The organism is Undibacterium sp. CY21W (assembly GCF_014284265.1).
In the GTDB taxonomy this organism is placed as follows: Bacteria; Pseudomonadota; Gammaproteobacteria; order Burkholderiales; family Burkholderiaceae_D; genus Undibacterium; species Undibacterium aquatile.
On sequence record NZ_JACOGE010000009.1, the window covers coordinates 115,478 to 137,034 of the forward strand.

Here is a 21,557-nt window from a genome sequence, read left to right on the forward strand (position 1 = left end):
TTAGCTGGACAATAAACGCCTCGTTCAACGGGGCGTTTATTTTTTCTATCGCCTGAATCACTTTCTCTTTGAGGAATTTATGCAAACATTGCTTCACAAATTTTGTAGGGCGCTCGCTATTGGTGTATTGATTACCAGCACTGCCGCAATGCCATTGTCAGCTCATGCACAAAACAAACTGATACCAGTAGAAAATTTTTTCAAAAGCGAACAGATCTCGAATGTCATGTTTTCACCTGACGGCAAAAACATCGCGATGTTGGCTGCGGGAGCAAATGATCGTTTGGTTCTGGCGATCATGGAAGTGGATAAGTTAAAGCCAAAAATTGTGGCTGGTTACGAAAAGACTGACGTGGTATTTTTTAGCTGGGTAAATAACCAACGACTTGTTTTTGGCGTCGGAGATCGCGCCATTGGCGATGGTGACCGCGATAGAGGCAATGGTTTATTTGCAATTAATAAAGATGGCAGTGAGTTACGAGAATTGATTGCGACCGGTGACACCGGTGGCAAATTCAGAGTGCTCAATGGCTATCACGATTTTCTTGATGTCACTCACGTGCCAGACTCCAATGACGTGTATATAACGCGCAGCACTGGAACGCGTAAAACACCGTCTTACACTTTAATGAAACTGAATACCCTGAACGGCTACAACGAAACCGTACAGACTCCTACGAATTCCGTTAGTTTCATGATTGATAAATTCGGCGACGTAAGGGTTGCAGAAACCTCTGAGGACAACCTCTCTGCTGTTCATTATAAAGACCCAAAAACACAGCAATGGCGAAAATTGATTGAGTACGACAACGTAAAAGGGCATGGTTTCTCTCCAGCATTTATTGCACCGGATGGCCAGTTTTATGTCACAACGGCGAAGAAAAGTGACACGGTTTCCGTGTTCCGTTTTGATCTGGAAAAAAATAAACTGGATGACACGCCTATCGTCGCCACAAAAGGATTTGATTTCCATGGTAATTTCGTTTTTAACAAAAAAGAAAATAAGCTTCTAGGGATTCATTACGAGAGCGATGCTTTTTCCACTTTATGGCTGGATGAAAAATGGAATAGTTTGCAAAAAGCAGTCGATGCCGCACTGCCAAATACGGCAAATCTGATTTGGGGCCCGGAAACTGCGAACAACGATACTATCCTTGTTCACTCGTTCTCTGACGTTCATCCTGGATCCTATTTGCTCTTTAACACCGAGACAAAGAAATTTGTTCCGATTGGTGACGTCCATCCTGAAATCAATTCTAAGACCATGTCCTATAAAGACTTTGTCCGCATTAAAGTGCGGGATGGTATGGAAATTCCGGCCTATATCACGCTGCCAAAAAACGGTAGTGGTAAAAATTTACCCATGGTGGTGATGGTACATGGCGGCCCTTATGTCCGGGGTGGACATTGGGAATGGAACCGCGAAACACAGTTTCTTGCATCTCGCGGCTATGCTGTACTTGAACCTGACTTCCGCGGTAGTACAGGTTATGGAATCAAGTTGTTCCGGGCGGGCTGGAAACAATGGGGACTGGCAATGCAGGATGACGTAACAGATGCGACAAAATGGGCGATTGCTCAGGGTTATGCTGACCCCAAACGTATCTGCATCGCAGGCGCCAGCTATGGTGGTTACGCAACACTGATGGGCTTAATCAAAGAGCCGGATTTGTATCGTTGCGGTATCAGTTGGGTTGGTGTGACTGACATCAATTACTTATTTGATGTCACCTGGAGTGATACCTCTGGTTCGGCGTGGACACGTTACGGTATGCCATTGATGATCGGTGATCAGACCAAGGATGCAGAACAACTGAAAGCGACCTCGCCTGTCACGCAAGCACATCGTTTAACAAAACCATTGATTCTTGCTTATGGCGCAGCAGATCGAAGAGTGCCATTGGTACACGGTGAACAATTCAAAAAAGCAGCACCTAAAGACGCAAAAATTGAATGGATCACTTATCCGAATGAAGGCCACGGATGGCGCACCCTGAAAAACAATGTTGACTTCTGGACCCGCGCTGAAAAATTCTTAAACGAAAATACCGCAGTGAAATAAGTCGTTCAACAAAATTACCAGACCTGCGTCGCTCAGAGCCACGCAGGTTTTTTTATTTCTTACGGCTGATAAACCGCGTTATACGATACAAATAATCACCCTCGCGGATGATGCAATGCATGCAGTTGTTTTAATCGTTCTCTGGCAACGTGAGTGTAAATTTGTGTAGTGGAGATGTCAGCATGCCCAAGCAACAGCTGCACGACTCTCAAGTCCGCCCCGTGATTGAGTAAATGCGTGGCAAATGCGTGGCGTAAAGTGTGAGGGGAGAGATGAATCGTAATCCCCGCCTGTGCTGCATATTTCTTGATCAGGATCCAGAACATCTGCCGCGTCATCGCACCGCCCCTTGCTGTCACGAATAAGGCATCATCAATTTGACCATTTAATATCACCGGACGTGCTTGTTTCAAATAACGTTCCAGCCATAATCTGGCGTGCTCGCCAAATGGCACCAAACGTGTTTTATCCCCTTTACCGGTTACACGCAGAACGCCCTCATTTAAGCCAACTTCCAAAGATTTGAGTTGCACCAGTTCGCTGACACGCAACCCGCATGCGTAGAGCAATTCCAGCATGGTGCGATCCCGTATCCCGAGAGGAGAATCATCGGGAGCCTGCAGCAAAGACTCTACCTGTGTTTCGCTCAGGGTTTTGGGTAAGCGGACGGGTTGTTTTGCCGATTTGAGTTTGCTGCACGGATTTTGCCTGACCAGATTCTGCCGGACAGCCAGCAAATAAAAACGTTTCAATACGCTGAGGCGGCGATTGGCAGAAGTTGCCTTGGATGATGTGTGTTTCAGCGCGATATAGGCGCTGATATCGTTGTAGTCAGCCTGATATAAGTCTTTGCCAGTCGCTTCGGACAACCATTCGGCAAACAGGCGCATATCGCGCCGGTAAGCTTCTACGGTATTTTTTGCCAACCCGTCTTCAAGCCACAAAACATCACAGAACTGGTCTATCTGCGCCATCAATTCTGCAGGCAATAAAAATGGCACTGAATTATCTTTCGGCATTAAACCTGTCTTTTTTAAACTGACAACATCCTCACGCATAATCAGCCACACCCTCATGCGCCAGCAACCAGCGCTTTACTCCGAGGTGAAAACCCGTTTCATCATCATGATGAGCAAACCCGCCCAAACCACCCGCTGCGGTAACGCGATGGCAGGGAATCACCAGCGGATACCAGTTCGCACCGCAAGCCTGACCGACAGCGCGCGGCGCAGAGCGGATTTGCTTGGCAATCTGACCGTAAGTCAGTACCTGTCCACGTGGGATAGATGAAATTCCACGCCAGACCGAATTTTGAAATGTCGTACCAACAGTCCGCAAAGGAAGATCAAACTGAAAATCAGGATCGTCGAAGTAGTGCAGTATTTGTGTCGCCACCTTCTCAGAGAGGGAATCACCAGGGTCTTTCTCATGGAACCTTGGTGGCAAATAAACCAGCTCTGTCAGTAAGGAATCAGCGACGCGGATTCCGACTGCGCCAAATGGTGCAGCAACGATGGCAGAAAAAATACCGCTCTCTTTGTCTGACATGAGTGTTCCTCAAAAAGGGAAAAACTTGCTTCAGTAAGTGTGACGAAAACATGCCCATCGTCAGATCAGCCTGCTCATCAATCAAATCTTTGTGAATTTTAAACGCCAGCGCACTCGCCGTCAGCATAAAAAAATAGCACACAGATACTGACAAATTTATCCGCCAGATGTGCTGATTCCAGAATGCTTACCGCGATAAATATCATCCGGAAAAGAAAAAAGGCGCATCAATGATGCGCCTTGAAAGCATGTTTCGCGTTTTCGGCTGTTTAGTTATTGTGTTGCCACAATACTCAGCTTGTAATAAAAACGCGCGTCTCCTCAGTGTACGGCATGGGTACCGTTTTCTTGCACTACCGCCTTTTAATCTTCTGAACTGCTAAAAGTTCGACTGCGCAGAATATAGCACGACCGAATACCAGTGACAAAAAAAAACTACGCAAAAATACTTAATTGTTGCGGATATGTAAAAGACATGTACATATCCGAAAAATGTGCTAATCCAATTTATTTATTATAAAAATCAATTATTTGTAAATTAAATTCGGCAGCCAGGTAGAAATCTCTGGAATATACGTAATCAGCAATAAGAACGCGATCATCGTCATCAGCCACGGTAAAACGGCAACTGTCAGCTCGGTAATACCCATTTTCGTAATACCAGAGGCGACATACAGATTCAGACCGACGGGTGGATGACACATACCGACCTCCATATTCACCACCATAATGATACCAAAGTGGACGGGGTCGATACCAAGTTTCATCGCGACCGGGAACAAAATCGGTGCCATGATCAGCACAATCGACGACGGCTCCATCACATTACCCGCTAACAACAGCAGGATATTCACCACCAGCAGGAAACTGATCATGCCGAAACCTTTGTCCATGATCCAACTTGCCATCGCTTGCGGGATATTTTCGCTGGTCATCAGGAATGAGAACAGTACTGCGTTAGTGATAATGTAGAGCAGCATCGCTGACATCGAAGCGGAATCCAGCAAGACCTTGGGTACTTTTTTCAAAGTCATGTCTTTATAGACAAACACGGCGATCACGAACGCATAGACTGCTGCAACTGCGGCAGCTTCTGTCGGCGTGAACATACCGCTGTAAATACCACCCATCACAATCACAATCAGCAACAAGCCCCAGGCACTTTTTCTGAACGCAGTAAAACGCTCGCCCCAGCTTGCTTTCGGCATGCGAGGATAGTTGTGCTTACGCGCCAGAAACCATGTAGTCAGACCGAGAAAAAATGCCAGCATCAGGCCGGGGATAACGCCCGCCATGAATAATTGCCCAACCGAGGTATTGGTCGAAACCGAATACATCACCATCACAATCGAAGGTGGGATCAGAATACCCAATGCACCGGATGTCGTAATCACCCCAGCACCAAAGCCTTTTGGATAACCCTGCTTGACCATGGCAGGAAGAATAATTGAGCCAATGGCCACCACGGTCGCTGGCGACGAACCCGAAACAGCCGCAAACAAAGCACAGGCAAGAACGCCAGCCAGAGCCAGACCGCCATGCCAATGCCCGACCATCGCTGCCGCAAAATTAATCATCCGGCGGGCAACGCCGCCGTGCGTCAGAAAGTTACCGGCCAGAATGAAGAACGGAATCGCCATGATTTCGAACTTTTCTATTCCGGTAAATAACTTCAAGGCAACCGACTCAATCGGTACCTGTGTCATCGTGAAGAGGAACGTCAGTACTGTCAGGCCGAGCGAAATCGAAATCGGCATGCCGGTCAGCATCAACAGCATTAACAAGACAAAAATAATGGTGGCGTTCATGCTTTCACCTCATCTTCGAGACCATCAACATGGGTGTGATCGTGTTTAGGCAATTCACCTGTTTTAACGAAATTCCAGATAACTTGCAGAAAACGGAAACACATCAGATAGGAACCTAACGGTATCGCCATGTAAACCCACCACATCGGTATTTCCAGATCAGCGGAGGTCTGATCAGTGTGGGCAATTTCCCATACAAAACTACCGCCCAGTGTGCCGACAATACCGGTAAATAAAGCGCCGGCAGCTAATCCCAGAATCACAAATTTATAACGATTCGCAGGGCTCAGTTTGTTGATCAGCACATCGACACCAACGTGGATACCAGTGCGCACACCGTAGGCAGCGCCAAACTTTGCCATCCACACAAACATGTAAATGGTCAGCTCTTGTGCCCAACTGGTATTTATTTTTAACAGCTCGTCTTGCAGATAAGGGATTTCAAATCCCGAAAGATAACGGTGTACCACCGCTATAAAAGTGACCAAGGTCGCAGCGCCCATCAGGGTCGCAATCAACCATTCCTCTAGGTGATCAAGGAACTTCATTGTGTTCTCCTGTGAAGGATAAAAATGAGAGATGAGAAATGAGAACTGGCAAACCTGAGCTTACCGGTTCTCATTTGACGGAAAGAACTTACTTGATACCGAGTTTAACGGCTTCTTTGTTGACGTTCGCAATCAGATCTTTACCGATCCGTGATTCCATCTGCTTTTGCACTGGCAGCAAGGCTTTGCGCCATTCTGCTTTTTCTTTATCAGTTGGTACATAGACCGTGGTCTTGCCGGATTTTTTCACTGCTTCCAGCGCATTATCGTTCTCTTGCTGGGCAATCGCATTCGCATACTTGGTCGCCGTTTTCATCGCGCCATCTAACTCATTGCGGATATCTGCGGGCAAGCCATCCCAGAATTTTTTGTTCACGATCACCGCATAGCCAAGGTAGCCATGATTTGTTATCGTCACATGCTTTTGCACCTCATGCATTTTTTGTGTGTACAGATTTGATGGCGGGTTTTCTGTGCCATCCACCACGCCAGTCTGCAACGCCTGATAAACCTCGGAGAATGCCAGCACTTGCGGGTTCGCATTCAATGCACGCATTTGCGCATCCAGCACTTTGGACGATTGTATGCGTAATTTTTGTCCCTTCATGTCGGACGGCAAATGGATAGGTTTATTCGACGACATGACTTTAAAACCGTTATCCCAGTAACCCAGACCGGTGATGCCTTTGCTTTCCAGTTTCTTCAGCAGATCTTTACCGATAGGCCCTTCTGTGACTGCATACAACACATCTTTGGTCGGGAAAATGTATGGCAGATCAAACACCTCAAATTCTTTGACGCCTAAAGGGCCGAATTTAGCCAGCGATGGCGCCAGCATTTGTACTGCACCTAACTGCAATGCTTCTAATTCTTCTTTGTCTTTATACAGCGTGCTGTTGGGATACAGTTCGACTTTCACGCGTCCTTTGGTCGCTTTTTCTGCGAGTTCTTTAAAGCGCTCTGCAGCTTTTCCTTTTGGTGTATCGCTGGCGACAACGTGGCTGAATTTAATGACGATAGGGGATTGAGCAAATGCAGCGCCACTAACCAGTGATGCCGCGAGAAGCGAAAACAGAACGGATTTGATTTTCATGAGAGTCTCCAGTTTATTAATTATCAAAGTTATTATTCTACGATTATTCGAAATAGTCACCCTCTGAACAATTGTGGAAAACCACATACCGCATTCGATTGCCCATATAAACAACACCTGCAGTAAACTAACAGCATGAAACGTCTATATAAATCGCAGCGATGGCCTAACGACAAGTGGCGCTGGATCATTCCTATTTTGCTGATTGCCTTGTTTCTGACCACGCTGATCTGGTTGCCGTGGCAGGCACAACGCATGGAGGCGAATGAAAGGCAGGAGCAACTGATTGCCGACACTCTTTGGGTAGAGCAGGCGATACAATTTCAGATCGACCGCAACGACGAAATGCTGCGTCAGATCGGCGCCGATATGATGAATATTGGCCTGAAGCCGGATGCCATTTTGCTGCGCTTCCGGAATCTGCTGCAAAACAATCATGAGATTTCCCGTCTGGTCTTACTCGACCAGCACAATGCTGTTGTCACGTCGTCACATGACACAGCGTTCAATTCATCCAATATTCTGATACCCGATGACATCAAATCTGCGCAGGCAGAACTGGATAACAAAACCCGATGTTTTGCTCCGAGGCAGGAAACCAAATCACAGAAATACAATTACGCCATCAGTTGTCAGATTCCCTTAAAGAAAGAAAATCACTATTTCGGCAGCATCATCATCACTTACCATGCCAATGGCATACTGGAAGAATTAGTCCCATGGTGGTTTGCGCAGGAAAACCAGATTTCTCTGCTGGACAACGATGACAAAGTGATTGCAACGCGGGCCGCCGGCGGGCCGGGTAAAAATGTGTATACCCATAACCGCAATCTGGAACTGCCCGGCGTCACACTCGCGCTGCGCACCAATAGCAATAAGAGCGAACCCAAGCTACTGTCCAATTTGCTGGTGGTGATGGTCATTCTGCTGTCAATGGGCTTGATATGGAGTCTGGTTGCTTTGTGGCGCGACATCAATCGTCGCCTTGCAGCAGAAGGCGCTCTGCGCCAGCAAGTCATCTTCCGTACTGCGATGGAAAACTCACTGATCACCGGCTTGCGCGCGCGCGATATGCACGGCCGCATGACCTATGTGAATCCGGCATTCTGCAAAATGGTTGGTTACCCGGCAGAGCAAATCATCGGTCGTCTGCCACCAATGCCGTATTGGGCTCCCGAAGTCGTCGAAGAATATCAGCAACGCTTTTCTAAACTGCTGGCAGGATCGGTTCCGCAAGACGGCTTTGAAACCATTTATCAGCATGCCAGTGGCGAACGGATTCCGGTATTGATTTATGAATCGCCGCTGATTGATGAAAGCGGTAAGCAAACCGGCTGGATGAGCTCGATACTGGATATTTCCGAACTCAAACGGGCGCAGGAACTGACTCGTCAACAAGAAGCCAAACTGCACTCCAGTGCGCGGCTCGCCACCATGGGCGAAATTGCCTCAATGCTGGCGCATGAACTGAATCAGCCGCTGGCCGCTATTTCCAGTTACACCACCGGTGCCATGAATCTGCTGGAAGCGGGCGATACCGATAAAGCCTTATTGTTATCAGCGATGGAAAAAGTGAAAACCCAGGCGCAGCGTGCCGGACAGATTATCCGCAGCGTACATGAGTTCGTCAAAAAACGGGAACCAACCAGGGAGCTGGTCGACATCAACGTATTGATTAAAAATGCGCTGCCGCTGGTCGAATTGCAAGCGCAGGCCGCGCACATCAGCCTGCAATGGCTGCCACTGCCCGGCACACCACAGGTGCTGGCGGATCAGGTACTGATCGAACAGGTATTGCTGAATCTGACCCGCAACGCGATTGAAGCGATGGAAGACACACCGCCGGAACATAGAAATTTACGCATACAAGCCAGCCTCGACAACGATGGCGATATCGTCGTGGAAGTCATCGACCGTGGACATGGCATTCCTGCCAGCGTTGCTGACCGATTGTTTTCACCGTTTTTTTCCACCAAAACAACCGGTATGGGCATGGGGCTGAATATCTGCAGAACGGCAATTGAGTTTCATGGCGGCAAACTTACTCACCGCGATAACCCGGTCGGTGGTAGTATCTTCCGCTTCATTCTGCCGGCAGTGCAAGAAGAAAATAATCCCGCTGACCTGCCGACTGTAGCGTCACAAAAAGAATAATGAGACGGTCAACGTACGGTCATACCGATACAGCGTGACCGCTTCTGCCCGTGACATTCTGATATCGCAATTGGAGACGACATGCTACACATCATTGACGACGAGGACGTGATCCGCGATTCACTTTCCTGGCTCGCCCGTTCGCGCCAGATTGCCGCGATTGGCTACAGCAGTGCAGAACAGTTTCTTGCCTCGCTCGATCAACCTTTGCGCTTCGATGCCGAAGGCGACTGCATTTTGCTGGATGTGCGCATGGAAGGGCTGAGCGGCATTCATCTGTTTGATATTTTATCCGGCAAAAAACTGACCAAACGTCTGCCGGTGATTTTTCTGACCGGGCATGGCGACGTGCCGATGGCGGTCGATACGCTCAAACGCGGTGCTTTTGATTTCTTTGAAAAACCATTTAACGATAACAAGCTCATGGACAGAGTGCAGGAAGCGCTGGCGCAATCGCGTGCAGCGGGTGTTTCTGCTGCCGTGCATGAACGTCTGGCGACCTTATCTGCGCGCGAAAAAGAAGTGCTGGAACTGATTTTGCTCGGCAAAATGAACAAGGTCATCGCCGATGAACTCGGTATCAGCATGCGTACCGTGGAAGTGCACCGCGCGCATGTGTTCGACAAAATGCAAGTCAAAACTGCCGTCGAACTGGCGGGAATCCTGAAGTAGTTTTTAGTAAAAATGGGGGAGTATCCTTGATTTTCACCCTATTCTCCTTGTAAACATTAGGGGTTGAAATATACTCCACCCAGTATGTCTATCTTCACCTTACTCTTTCCTGATTTTAGTTTAATTCTGATCGGCTTCCTGCTCGCCCGTCATTCCCACTGGGGAGGCCATTTCTGGGCTGGTGTCGAAAAGCTCGTTTACTTCCTGCTGTTTCCTGCCCTGCTGTTTTACACCACCGCACGCACACGTTTTGATTTTCATGCGACCGGACATCTGTTGCAGGTCGCCATCATCGCCACGATAGCTGGCATGTTGCTGGGCTGGCTCGCGAAGTATCTGTTCAAAACAGCACCGCGTATTTTTGAATCGGGCGTGCAGACGGCATTCCGCTTCAATTCTTATATTGCGCTGGCGATCGCGTCCCGCCTCGCGGGAGATCAGGGCACCGCGCTGATGGCATTACTGATAGGCTTTCTGGTTCCACTCTGCAATATGGCAGCGGTCTATGCGCTGGCTCATAACAGTGGTCGCTTGCTGAAAGAAATCGCCAGTAACCCGCTGGTGGTGGGCACCGCCAGCGGTGTGATCGTCAGTCTGCTGGACATTCCCTTACCGGAAGGAATAGCCGCAACGCTGTCGCGGCTGGGCAATGCCGCCATCGCACTCGGCTTGCTTGCCGTGGGTGCCGGGATGAAGGTGTCAGCGATACACGAAGCGAAAGGTATCGCCGCCTATTTTCTCTCGGTGAAATTGCTGGCGTTACCGGCGATAGCGCTGGTACTTGGCCGCTGGCTGGAATTGCCAGCTCTGCAATTGCAGATCGCCGTCATTTTCTGTGCGCTGCCGACTGCATCGAGCGCCTACGTGCTGGCGGCGCGCATGGGTGGCAATGGCCCGTTCGTCGCATTTCTGATTTCTGCCAGCACCGTATTGTCAGTACTGACCCTGCCGATCTGGCTGGCGCTGGTGCGATAGCAGCACCACATTTTCACTACGCGCTCAGGCCATGGCAGGCTAGCGCCCAGATCACATGCTCACGCACCATCTCTGACGGATGATCAAGACGCGCGCGTAAGGCCGCCACGATGCCCGCATCGCCGCACATCGTGGTCGCCGCATTACCAAGACCAACCGCGATATTGCGCAACCAGCGTTCATGCCCGATACGACGGATAGGGCTGCCTTCCAGCATGCGCAAAAACTGCTCTTCCGTCCACGCAAACAAATGCACCATGCGCGCGTGATCCAAACCATTCCTGACTGCAAAATCACCGACTGCGGCAACTTGCGCAAATTTATTCCACGGACAATGCAACTGGCAATCGTCGCAACCATACACCCTGTTACCGATCAGCGGCCGGAATTCGATTGGGATACTGCCGTGCAGTTCTATCGTCAGATACGACACACAGCGCCGTGCATCGACGGTGTATGGTGCAACTATCGCCTTCGTTGGGCAGACATCGATACACGATGAACACTGACCGCAGTGATTGCCAACTGGCGGGTCAAGCGGCAACGGCAGATCGACCAGTATCTCGCCCAGAAAAAACATGGAACCTGCTTCACGGCTCAATAGCAAGGTATGTTTGCCACGCCAGCCGAGACCCGATTTTTCTGCCAGCGCCACTTCCATTACCGGCGCAGAATCAGTGAAGACACGGTAGCCAAAATCACCGATCTGTTGACTGATTTTTTCTGCGAGCTGCTGCAGGCGACTGCGTAAAACTTTGTGATAATCGCGACCGCGCGCATAGATAGAAATCACCGCTGTATCTGCAGTATGCTGTGCTTCCGCAGCGCGCCAGTGCGGATCGGCTGGCAAGTAATTCATGCGTGCCGAAATCACCCTGACGGTGCCAGGCACTAATTCAGCCGGGCGACTGCGCTTGGTGCCATGCGCCGCCATATACGCCATATCGCCATGAAAACCGGCGTCCAGCCATTTCTGAAAACCGGCTTCGGTGTGGCTGAGATCAACATCGGCAATACGAATTTCTGCAAAGCCGAGTTCTTTGCCCCAGCTTTTGATCTGTGCGGATAAAGCAGATAAGCTGTCGACATCCAGATTCACGCGGCAGACTCCGGCAAATACACAAGGGCGGGGCAATATGCTATGTTTAGCGAATTCATGAATACGGACTTTGCAGGAAATGTCACATTATAAAACCACACTGCCGGATGAAGCAGCAACGCAGGCATTAGGAAAAAGTCTCGCCCACACTTTAGTGCCGGGGCTGGTTATTTTTCTGCACGGCGATCTGGGTGCTGGTAAAACCGCCCTCACCCGCGCCATGATTCACGCCGCTGGTTTTACCGGCAATGTAAAAAGCCCGACTTATACACTGGCAGAACCGTATCAGGTAAAAATCCAATCGCAAACAACAACGATCATGCATTTTGATCTGTACCGTATGCTGAGCGCCGAAGAATTTCTGGACGCCGGATTCCGCGAAGAGTTTAACGCATCGAATATCTGTATCGTCGAATGGCCAGAAAAAGCAGATGGCGTGCTGCCAGAACCTGATCTGAATGTATTTTTAAGCGTTGCAGGTGATGGTCGTGAGGTAGAATTGCAGGCGTTGTCTGCCAAAGGTATCGCATGTCTCGCATCACTCCAATTCGCCCCCAATCTGTAAGCCAGAAATCCCCATCAGGAAAGCGACGCGCTTTCATTAAAGCTGGCGGCACCCTGCTGCTTTCCGTTTGTGTGCCGCAAGCAGCAAATGCGGCGAAAATTCTTGCTGTCCGGGTCTGGCCTGCCGAAGATTACACCCGCGTCACCCTGGAAAATGATATTGAGCTCAATACCAATTTTTTTACAGTAAAAAATCCTGAGCGCCTGGTGGTTGATATCGAAGGTCTGGAATTAAATCCCACCCTGAAAGAACTGGTGGCGAAGATACAGCCGAATGACCCTTACATCAAGCAGGTGCGGGTTGGTCAGAATAAACCGAACGTTGTGCGCCTGGTGTTCGATTTAAAAGAAGAAATCAGCCCACAGGTGTTTACTCTGCAACCTGTTGGCAACTATAAACACCGGCTGGTCTTCGATCTGTATCCAGCCAATCCGGCCGACCCAATTGCCGCGCTGATAGAGAAAGGCGAGTGGCACAAAGACACTCAGACCAGAAGCGTCGCCCCGACCACCCCGACGATGGCGGGTGAAGTCAAAGCCGATGGCAAATCTGATCCAAAAGCATCTAAACCGGAACTCATGGCGGAGGCTAAGCCTGATGATAAGTCGGCGCTGAAACACAGCGAAAAAACTGAACCGCATCTGAGTGAAAAATCACCAGACAAATCGGCTGCACCGGCGATGACCCGCATGATCACAATTGCGATTGATCCGGGTCATGGCGGTGAAGATCCCGGCGCCACCGGGCGTGGTGGCAGCCGCGAAAAAGATGTGGTTCTGGCGATTGCCAAACGACTGAAAGCCAAAATAGAACAGCAACCAAATATGCGCGTAATGCTGACGCGCGATGCCGATTATTTTGTGCCGCTGAACGTGCGGGTGCAAAAAGCCAGAGCGGTGCAGGCCGATTTATTCATGTCGGTGCATGCCGACGCGTTTGTGAATTCATCTGCGCGTGGTTCGTCGGTGTTTGTGTTATCCGACAAAGGTGCGAGTTCAACCGCGGCGCGCTGGCTGGCGGATAAAGAAAATGCGGCCGATCTGATCGGTGGCGTGAATATCAAAAATCACGACAAACAGCTCGCCAGCGTCTTGCTGGATTTATCCACAACGGCGCAGATCAACGATAGCTTAAAACTCGGCAAAGTTGTGCTGACAGAAATCAGCGGTATCAATAAATTGCACAAAGGCTCGGTGGAACAAGCCGGATTTGCGGTACTGAAAGCGCCGGATATTCCCAGCATATTGATAGAAACGGCGTTTATTTCGAATCCGGAAGAGGAAGCAAAACTGACCGATGATGCGTATCAGGATCAGATGGCGGATGCAGTGATGAAAGGTATTAAGAAATATTTTTCGAAAAATCCGCCATTGGCAAAAAGCCGGCTGACCTGATCCATCATCCGCAACAGAGTTAGCACAACGATGCCCGACGATTTCGCCGGGCATTTTTTATTCTGCCTGTGCGCTGGAATCGCAGCCAACGCCAGCGGCGATCCAGCGTCGGACTCTGCGCGCAAACCAGGCTTGCCAGCGTAGCGGAAGCCAGCGCAGATACTGTGCAGGCTGAGTCAGCATGCCACAGCGGTAGGACATTGAAGCCTGATCCCATAATAAGGCGCGGCAACTTCCATGCCGCTGCCACAAAAAAACAAGCGCCACCGGGCAAGGCTCGGCAGCGCAGCAAACACCACAGCCATTACAGGCCAGGCCGACTTCTGGTTTCAACGGCGCTTGCTGACGTAGCCAGATCAGCGTCGATGAAGTCGGCTTTTTCACAATCGTCAGACCGCTTTACGCAAGCGCTTCAGCATTTTCCACAATGCCCCCAGCAACAGAGGCACAATCGCGGCGCCGACCCCCACCAGTACGATGGCGTTCAGATTTTTCTGTATGAAAGGAATGTTACCGAAGAAGTAACCGCTCATGACCAGCGACAATATCCATAACAACGCACCAAGCACATTGAAGAGCTGGAAAGTACGGTGTGTCATATCAGAGATACCCGCCACGAAAGGCGCAAAGGTACGCACGATAGGCACAAAACGCGCCAGCACAACGGTTTTACCGCCATGCTTTTCATAAAATTCATGGGTCTTTTTCAGCGCCGCCTTATCTATCCAGCGATAGTCATGCGCCATGACTTTGTGACCAATCAGGCTGCCGATCCAGTAGTTAATCGTGTTGCCGGAGATCGATGCAAGCAGCAATAAACCTACCAGCAGCCAGGGGTTCATCGCACCCGTCGCGCAAAAAGCGCCGGCAATAAACAATAATGAATCGCCGGGTAAAAACGGAAAAATCACAAAGGCAGTCTCACAAAAAACAATCGCAAACAAAACGACGTACACCAGCGTTCCGTATTCCGCAATCACCATCCCCAACATCTTATCGACATGCAAAATCATGTCTAACAGTTGCATGAAATCCATTATTGTTCCAGTCAAAGAAATCGCGGCAATCATACACTAAGCCGCAGTACACGCAAGACAGCGCAGGTATAATCTCGCGATGAATCCGAATTCCTCTCCTTACCGTCCGATTCAGGCGCTGCCTGATAACCTGATCTCTCAAATTGCTGCCGGCGAAGTCGTCGAACGGCCTTCTGCCGTCGTCAAGGAAGTGCTGGAAAACGCGCTGGACGCGGGAGCCAGCAGCATCACCATCCGGCTCGAAGAAGGTGGCGTCAAACGGATAGCGATCAGCGATAACGGACGCGGCATACCGCAAGAGCAATTGTCACTCGCCGTGGCACGTCATGCAACGTCGAAAATCGCCTCGCTGACGGAGCTGGAAAATGTCGCGACCCTGGGATTTCGCGGCGAAGCGCTCGCTTCCATCGCCTCGGTTTCCTTGCTGACGCTGACGACACGTACCGCCGATGCGCCGCATGCGTGGCAGATTGAAAATGGTAAGGTCTCTCCGGCATCGGGTGCGCCGGGCACCACGGTCGATGTGCAGGATTTGTATTACAACACGCCCGCCCGCCGGAAATTTTTAAAATCAGAACAAACAGAGTTCGGTCATTGTGCGGAGGTTGTCCGCCGTATCGCGCTGGCGCGCCCCGACGTCTCGTTTTCCCTCACACATAATGGCAAAGCGGTTGATCACTGGAATGTCAGCGCAATTGATAAGCGCAGCGCGCAGATACTTGGGGATGCATTTTCCAGCGCGCGTCTGCCACTCGATGAAAGTGCAGGGCCATTGCGCCTGCATGGTTTTGTCGGTTTGCCGACCGCCTCTAAAGCGCGTGCCGATGCACAATTTTTCTATGTGAACGGCCGCTTTGTCCGTGACAAATTATTGACCCATGCGGTACGCGCTGCCTATCAGGATGTGTTGCATGGCGATCGCTATCCATCTTATGTTCTGGCGCTGGATCTTGATCCGGCGCTGGTTGATGTAAACGTTCATCCATCAAAAATTGAAGTGCGGTTTCGCGATAGCCGCGCCGTTCATCAATTTGTATTTCATGCCGTCAGCCGTGCACTGGCGCAGACATCTGCCACTGCTTTCGGCACCGTTCCGGCACCTGCCACCGCAGCATCGGCATCATCCGTATTGGCAGGAAAAGCGATACCCTGGATTGCCGGTGAACAAACGACGTTTGCGGCGCAATTCGCAACGCCGTCCCCCTATACGAATGCAGGCAACAGCACGCCGAATGCTTACGACCAATGGGGTCGCAATCAGACAGGTAGCGGTAATGGTGTCGCGCAGAATCTGCAAAGTTATGGTGCTATGTTCAGCGACAGTTCCCGCGCAGAAAATGCCGTTCCCACACAAGCACTACCAGAGGATGAACATCCTCTGGGCTTTGCGCTGGCACAACTGCACGGTGTGTATGTACTCGCACAAAACAGCAAAGGTCTGGTACTGGTAGATATGCATGCCGCACATGAACGCATCTTGTATGAGCAGCTCAAGAATGCGCTCGATGAAAACGCCATGCCTGTGCAACCGATGCTGATCCCGGTGACCTTTTATGCTGACGCAATTGAAGTCGGCACTGTCGAAGAACATCAGGACACATTAAAAGCGCTAGGGTTTGACATGGCGGCGATATCGCCCACCACGCTGGCGGTGCGCGCCGTGCCAGCATTGCTTAAAAATGCCGATGCACAATCACTCGCACGAGACGTATTGCGTGAAGTGCGCGAATTCGGCGGCTCACGCGTCCTGATTGACAGACGCAATGAATTGCTCGGCACCCTTGCCTGTCATACAGCGGTGCGTGCCAATCGCAGCCTCACCGTTCCGGAAATGAATGCGCTGTTGCGTCAGATGGAGCAAACGGAGCGCGCTGATCAGTGCAATCATGGGCGACCAACATGGGTGCAACTTGGTCTGAACGATCTCGATAAAATGTTCTTGCGTGGCCAGTGAATTCTAACCATCGTGAACTATCAACACCGTTACCGACTGCACCAATTATAAATACGGAATTAGCATGAACACCTCGAATGCAGCCAACGTCATCGCGATCATGGGGCCGACCGCATCCGGCAAAACGGCTGCCGCGCTGGAAATCGCCAGACACATTCCGTCCGAAATTATCTCTGTTGATTCAGCACTGATTTATCGCGGCATGGATATCGGCACGGCCAAACCCTCTGCCGAGGAACTCGCCAGCGCGCCACACCATCTGATCGATATTATTGATCCGGTGGAATCGTATTCCGTCGCGCAATTCCGTAAAGATGCAGAAAGACTGGTCGCTGATATTCAGGCGAGAGGTAAATTGCCCATTCTGGTCGGCGGCACCATGATGTATTTCAATGCGCTGAAACACGGACTCGATGATCTGCCCGGTGCCGATCCCGCGTTACGAGCAGAACTGGATGCCGAAGCAGAACGCATAGGCGTACCGGGTTTGCATGCGCGTCTGGCGACCCTCGACCCTGAAACGGCCGCACGGCTGAATCCCAATGACAGCCAGCGAATACAAAGAGCGCTGGAAATCATCACACTGAGCGGACAGGCTATGTCTGCACTGCTCGCCCGCCAAACAAAAACCGGGCCAGCGTTCGCCATGCTGCCGATTTCTCTGGAACCCTCAGATCGCAGCGTTCTGCATCAGCGTATCGCAAGCCGCTTCGATCTGATGCTGCAAAACGGCTTTTTAGAGGAAGTGAAACAGTTAAAGCAACGACAGGATTTACACGCAAATCTGCCGTCGATACGCTGTGTCGGCTATCGTCAGGCATGGGATTACCTTGATCATCTCTGCACTTACGAAGAGATGCGGGAACGCGGCATTATCGCCACCCGCCAGCTGGCAAAACGCCAGCTCACCTGGTTACGCTCCATGCCAGAGCGCATATTGATAGATTGCCTGAGCCAGAATCCATCACAACAAATCCTGCATCTGGTACAACAGGAGATGGCAAGAATGTAGTCAAGAAGCAGTAATTCGACACTTATTTCATGAAAAACCGCTTGTTTTTTTGCAAAATACCCGATGAATTCCATAAAAACAGATGCCTGGTATTGACACCAGAACAGCCAACTGACATAATCTAAGGCTTCTTGGTGATATAGCTCAGCTGGTTAGAGCACAGCACTCATAATGCTGGGGTCGGTGGTTCAAGTCCACCTATCACCACCAGAATTCAAGGGCTTACAGAAATGTAAGCCCTTTTTTCTTTCTGCATCCCCTGTTCCCATTGATTGCGACACAAATCGCTATGATTGGACGAACCCGTCAGTGAAGCTTGACACCCAAACAAGCAAAATATAGTATCGGGCACTCTTGATGGTGAGATAGTCGATCAGATACACCTGATACGTTTTTGAAGTAATTAAAACGTCCGCATTACGCTCTGGCTGATGCGGTTTTTTTATGCCAATTAACGCAGCGTTTTGATCAGGCGACCTGCCATCATTTATCGCCAGCCCGCGTGCATGGTTTCGTTTCAATCACTACTTCGCTTGTTATGTCTGCCCGATACACTCAACCTAAGCTATCCCTTCTATTTCTCGCTTTGCTCGCCCAGTTGAATCAGGCTTCGGCACAACAGTCCACAGATCCGGGCATTCAGAACGGCGGCAATTTACAATTCATCGGCGAAAATTCGCGCATCGGCATCGGCTATCAAAATGGTGGCACATTTACGGGCGAACTGTTTGGTGTGTTATCAGACTCAGGGACAAATGTCTGGCTGGGTGAAGTATGGCTGAGCAATAAATCTGGCGGCGGCAAACTGAGTTACCACTCGCAGCAACAAAATTCTGTCGTCAAATATTTTGCGGCAATCGACCAGAATGAGCAAAAGGATAAAAAACTCAGCATAGGTATTGGTCAGGAAAATCAGGATTGGTTTGGTCATGTGTATGCCAGTTACAGCCCCGGCAATAAACGGCTGTTACAAAACACGCTGACAACAACGATTACCGAACAAAACGGCAATGACGCCGGGCGTGGATATATTGATACCATCACCACAACCACAAATACGCGTCTGTATGAGCGCGCCTATGATTATGGCGTTGGTGCCCGCGCGGGACACTACTATACGGAAAATGCCGTGCGAGTCAGTGCTGGGCTTGATTACGAATGGGGCAAAGCCAGCAGCAAACAAATCGGTGTGAGCTTCACTGCGGAAAAGTTCTTTGTTGGTACGCCGCACAGTCTGGCACTGCAAATTGGTCAGTATCGCAAATCGGGGGATTTCGACAGCCAACAAAATGATCGCCGGATTAATCTGATGTATCGCTATAGTTTTGGCGGTACCAGCAGTCGCTTTGAGCAAAAATACAGGATGGTTGAAGTACCCGCCACACCAACAGCTCCGACTATTATTCCTGCCAGAACCGAGCAGCGTCTGGTCAAAACAACGACAACCATGACTGGTGACGCGTTCTTTAAAATCGATAGTGCCGGGTTAACGGATTTTGCAAAACAGGAATTAGCAAAAATCGCTGAAACCTTGAAAAAATATCCGCATGAAGGCAATGTCAGAATTACCGGACATACCTGCGATATTGGCTCTGTCAGCTACAACCAAAAACTGTCGTTATCACGTGCGGTGGCGGTGCGGGATTACCTGATCTCTTTGGGTGTGGTAAATACCGAAGAAGTTGTGGTTGAAGGCAAAGGCAAGTTGGAGCCTAAGTATCCAGCAACCAAAGAAACGCGCGAAAAAAATCGCCGGGTGGATCTCGAGTTTGTCAGCCGCATCGATAAAACTGAAGTCATAGAAATACCAGAACAGGTTCTGCCTGCGCCGGCGGCGGAAGTCACTTACAAACGCGAGGATATTTCTCAAGAGCCGGCATGGATACGCAGGGCACTGCGTAACTCGGTAGAGCATAAACGCACAGTCGATACGTATCGCTATCAGGAAAAAACTCAAACCGAAACTAAAACCAGAAATTACCTGAATCGCGCGCCACAAGCGGCCAGCGACAGCGCCAGCACACAGCAAAATCAATCCGTCGTGATCGACGTTTTAAGTAACGACGCTGATCCGGATTCGGATGCAATCACTATCAGCACGGTCGGCAACGCTGCGCACGGAACGGCGACGATACAATCGCAAAAAATTCTCTATGTTCCGCATCCCGATTACAGCGGTAATGACAGCTTCACTTACACCATCAACGATGGTCGTGGCGGACAATCCACCGCGCAAGTCAATGTCAGCGTTGCCGCTGCGAATAAGGCACCAGTCGCGAATGACGATACATTCACCGTCCCGGGTAGTTCGGACATCGTTCTTGATTTGCTCGCGAACGACCGTGACCCTGATGGCGATCCATTAACCATTTCTGCAATTACCGCTTTATCCGGAAACAACGGCAGCGTCCGTATTTCAGGTAACAAGGTCATTTTCACTTCGGGCAGCAATTCTTTACCCGGTAGTTTTCAATATACGATCAGCGATGGTCGCGGTGGAAAAGCAAGTGCACAAGTCACTCTCAACGTCATTGCTCCTCCGGTAAATAACGCGCCTGTCGCCAGAAATGATTCCTTCATCGTTCCCGGTACCACTGAAACAACGATCGATCCACTCGCCAACGACAGCGACCCCGATGGCGATCCTTTGACACTCGTATCGGTCACTCCGATGGCAGGAAATACGGGCACACTCCGCATCTCAGGTAACAAGGTGATTTTCTCGCCGTTCGGCAGCTTTATACGTGACAGTTTTCAGTACACCATAAGCGACGGCAAAGGAAAAACAGCAACGGCGACGGTGACCCTGGTCGATCCCTGATTTGTGCTGCGCTTAAACTAAAAAGACAAGCAACGATACTTTTTTGCTTGTCTTTTTTTCTTGATATCACGCAGTGCGTGGTTAGCCAATCAGGATTATGATAAGCATCCGGACAACTGTCGCGCATCTCCCATGGGCATTTTTTATACTCCTGTTGATATCAGTTTATGCATTTTTGGAATGCTGGTCGCACTGGTTCTGCTCGGGGTGGAAATCCGCAAAATCCCCTGGCAGCGCTTGCAGGAACCTACCGTTTTTTCCGCCTGGTGTGCCAGCATCATTGTGCTGATACTGCTATGGCGTATGCGCGTTCCCGTTCATAACGATCTGCATCTTCATCTGATGGGGGTCGCCTTATTTGCACTGATGTTTGGCAGATCACTGGCGATCTTAGGAATTGCAGTTGCCACGCTGGCATACACCGCAGAATACGATGGTATATGGCTGAATCTCGGTGCGAATATTCTTGTACTGGCGGTCTTCCCCAGTTATCTGAGTGAACTGATACTGAACAAAACCCGCCAGTATTTACCTCATCACATGTTTGTATACTTATTTGGCAATGGTTTCTTTGGCTCACTGGTCGTCAACGCCAGTGCGGGACTACTTGCTCTGACAGCGCACATGCTGCTCGCACCAGTGAAAATTATCCCTGGCGACGCCATTGCCTACATGCTGTTACTGACATGGGGTGAAGCATTTTTAGTTGGTTTTCTGACGACAATTTTTGCAGTTTATCGCCCTGAATGGCTATTCACTTTTGATGACAAAATTTATCTGACTGGGAAATAATTTCCTCATTTCCCAGCATTGTC

Annotated in this window: 18 protein-coding genes and 1 tRNA gene; 11 read left to right on the forward strand and 8 right to left on the reverse strand. The window is 50.0% G+C overall.

All coding sequences use genetic code 11. The features are described 5' to 3' along the window. Positions 1 to 79: 79 nt before the first annotated feature. Positions 80 to 2,062: a S9 family peptidase gene (locus H8K29_RS17350; RefSeq protein ID WP_186898594.1), complete on the forward strand. Its 1,983-nt coding sequence runs from the start codon at positions 80 to 82 to the stop codon at positions 2,060 to 2,062. A 95-nt stretch (positions 2,063 to 2,157) separates the two neighbouring features. On the opposite strand, the gene xerD is transcribed toward H8K29_RS17350, so the two are convergent. The 5 genes from xerD to H8K29_RS17375 all read right to left on the reverse strand — a co-directional run bounded on the left by xerD (position 2,158) and on the right by H8K29_RS17375 (position 7,059). Next, positions 2,158 to 3,081, reverse strand: coding sequence for a site-specific tyrosine recombinase XerD (gene xerD / locus H8K29_RS17355; RefSeq protein WP_186898595.1), 924 nt, complete (start codon positions 3,079 to 3,081; stop codon positions 2,158 to 2,160). Between the two features lie 31 nt (positions 3,082 to 3,112). After that, positions 3,113 to 3,610 carry a methylated-DNA--[protein]-cysteine S-methyltransferase gene (locus H8K29_RS17360; protein ID WP_186898596.1) on the reverse strand — a complete coding sequence of 166 codons (498 nt, stop codon included), beginning with the start codon at positions 3,608 to 3,610 and terminating at the stop codon, positions 3,113 to 3,115. Between the two features lie 527 nt (positions 3,611 to 4,137). After that, on the reverse strand, positions 4,138 to 5,418 hold the full coding sequence (locus H8K29_RS17365) for a TRAP transporter large permease (RefSeq protein WP_186898597.1): 1,281 nt from the start codon (positions 5,416 to 5,418) through the stop codon (positions 4,138 to 4,140). Continuing rightward, complete coding sequence (locus H8K29_RS17370; RefSeq protein ID WP_186898598.1) at positions 5,415 to 5,966, reverse strand: TRAP transporter small permease; 552 nt, start codon at positions 5,964 to 5,966, stop codon at positions 5,415 to 5,417. The genes H8K29_RS17365 and H8K29_RS17370 overlap by 4 nt, the downstream gene beginning before the upstream one ends. Positions 5,967 to 6,054: 88 nt before the next feature. Beyond that, a complete protein-coding gene (locus H8K29_RS17375) occupies positions 6,055 to 7,059 on the reverse strand; it encodes a TRAP transporter substrate-binding protein (RefSeq protein WP_186898599.1) in 1,005 nt (334 codons plus the stop codon). A 135-nt stretch (positions 7,060 to 7,194) separates the two neighbouring features. Between H8K29_RS17375 and H8K29_RS17380 the strand changes: the two genes are divergently transcribed. The 3 genes from H8K29_RS17380 (at position 7,195) to H8K29_RS17390 (ending at position 10,860) form a co-directional block, all read left to right on the forward strand. After that, positions 7,195 to 9,213: a sensor histidine kinase gene (locus H8K29_RS17380; RefSeq protein ID WP_186898600.1), complete on the forward strand. Its 2,019-nt coding sequence runs from the start codon at positions 7,195 to 7,197 to the stop codon at positions 9,211 to 9,213. Positions 9,214 to 9,294: 81 nt separating this feature from the next. Continuing rightward, positions 9,295 to 9,885 (forward strand): response regulator transcription factor, encoded by a 591-nt coding sequence (locus H8K29_RS17385; RefSeq protein WP_186885988.1) that lies wholly within the window; start codon positions 9,295 to 9,297, stop codon positions 9,883 to 9,885. An 84-nt stretch (positions 9,886 to 9,969) separates the two neighbouring features. Continuing rightward, a complete protein-coding gene (locus H8K29_RS17390; RefSeq protein WP_186885989.1) occupies positions 9,970 to 10,860 on the forward strand; it encodes an AEC family transporter in 891 nt (296 codons plus the stop codon). A 16-nt stretch (positions 10,861 to 10,876) separates the two neighbouring features. Here the strand turns inward: H8K29_RS17390 and queG are convergent, their stop codons facing one another. Further along, a complete protein-coding gene (queG, locus tag H8K29_RS17395; RefSeq protein ID WP_186898601.1) occupies positions 10,877 to 11,959 on the reverse strand; it encodes a tRNA epoxyqueuosine(34) reductase QueG in 1,083 nt (360 codons plus the stop codon). 79 nt (positions 11,960 to 12,038) lie between these two features. On the opposite strand from queG, the gene tsaE reads away from it, so the two are divergent. Then, positions 12,039 to 12,524 carry a tRNA (adenosine(37)-N6)-threonylcarbamoyltransferase complex ATPase subunit type 1 TsaE gene (gene tsaE / locus H8K29_RS17400; protein WP_186898602.1) on the forward strand — a complete coding sequence of 162 codons (486 nt, stop codon included), beginning with the start codon at positions 12,039 to 12,041 and terminating at the stop codon, positions 12,522 to 12,524. Then, on the forward strand, positions 12,488 to 13,918 hold the full coding sequence (locus H8K29_RS17405) for an N-acetylmuramoyl-L-alanine amidase (RefSeq protein ID WP_186898603.1): 1,431 nt from the start codon (positions 12,488 to 12,490) through the stop codon (positions 13,916 to 13,918). The genes tsaE and H8K29_RS17405 overlap by 37 nt, the downstream gene beginning before the upstream one ends. A 57-nt stretch (positions 13,919 to 13,975) precedes the next feature. On the opposite strand, the gene H8K29_RS17410 is transcribed toward H8K29_RS17405, so the two are convergent. Then, positions 13,976 to 14,302: a hypothetical protein gene (locus tag H8K29_RS17410; protein ID WP_186885993.1), complete on the reverse strand. Its 327-nt coding sequence runs from the start codon at positions 14,300 to 14,302 to the stop codon at positions 13,976 to 13,978. Between the two features lie 5 nt (positions 14,303 to 14,307). Next, positions 14,308 to 14,955, reverse strand: coding sequence for a VTT domain-containing protein (locus tag H8K29_RS17415; protein ID WP_186898604.1), 648 nt, complete (start codon positions 14,953 to 14,955; stop codon positions 14,308 to 14,310). Positions 14,956 to 15,034: 79 nt separating this feature from the next. Here H8K29_RS17415 and mutL point away from each other — a divergent pair, with 79 nt between their 5' ends. The 5 genes from mutL (at position 15,035) to H8K29_RS17440 (ending at position 21,534) form a co-directional block, all read left to right on the forward strand. After that, positions 15,035 to 16,909 carry a DNA mismatch repair endonuclease MutL gene (mutL, locus tag H8K29_RS17420; RefSeq protein ID WP_186898605.1) on the forward strand — a complete coding sequence of 625 codons (1,875 nt, stop codon included), beginning with the start codon at positions 15,035 to 15,037 and terminating at the stop codon, positions 16,907 to 16,909. Positions 16,910 to 16,973: 64 nt separating this feature from the next. After that, the gene (gene miaA, locus H8K29_RS17425; protein ID WP_186898606.1) at positions 16,974 to 17,921 is read left to right on the forward strand and encodes a tRNA (adenosine(37)-N6)-dimethylallyltransferase MiaA; all 948 of its coding nucleotides are present in this window, start codon (positions 16,974 to 16,976) and stop codon (positions 17,919 to 17,921) included. 133 nt (positions 17,922 to 18,054) lie between these two features. Next, positions 18,055 to 18,131: transfer RNA gene (locus H8K29_RS17430), tRNA-Met, on the forward strand. A gap of 328 nt (positions 18,132 to 18,459) precedes the next feature. After that, positions 18,460 to 20,742: an OmpA family protein gene (locus H8K29_RS17435; RefSeq protein ID WP_186898607.1), complete on the forward strand. Its 2,283-nt coding sequence runs from the start codon at positions 18,460 to 18,462 to the stop codon at positions 20,740 to 20,742. A 132-nt stretch (positions 20,743 to 20,874) separates the two neighbouring features. Continuing rightward, a complete protein-coding gene (locus H8K29_RS17440; protein WP_255423435.1) occupies positions 20,875 to 21,534 on the forward strand; it encodes an energy-coupling factor ABC transporter permease in 660 nt (219 codons plus the stop codon). Positions 21,535 to 21,557 lie beyond the last annotated feature (23 nt).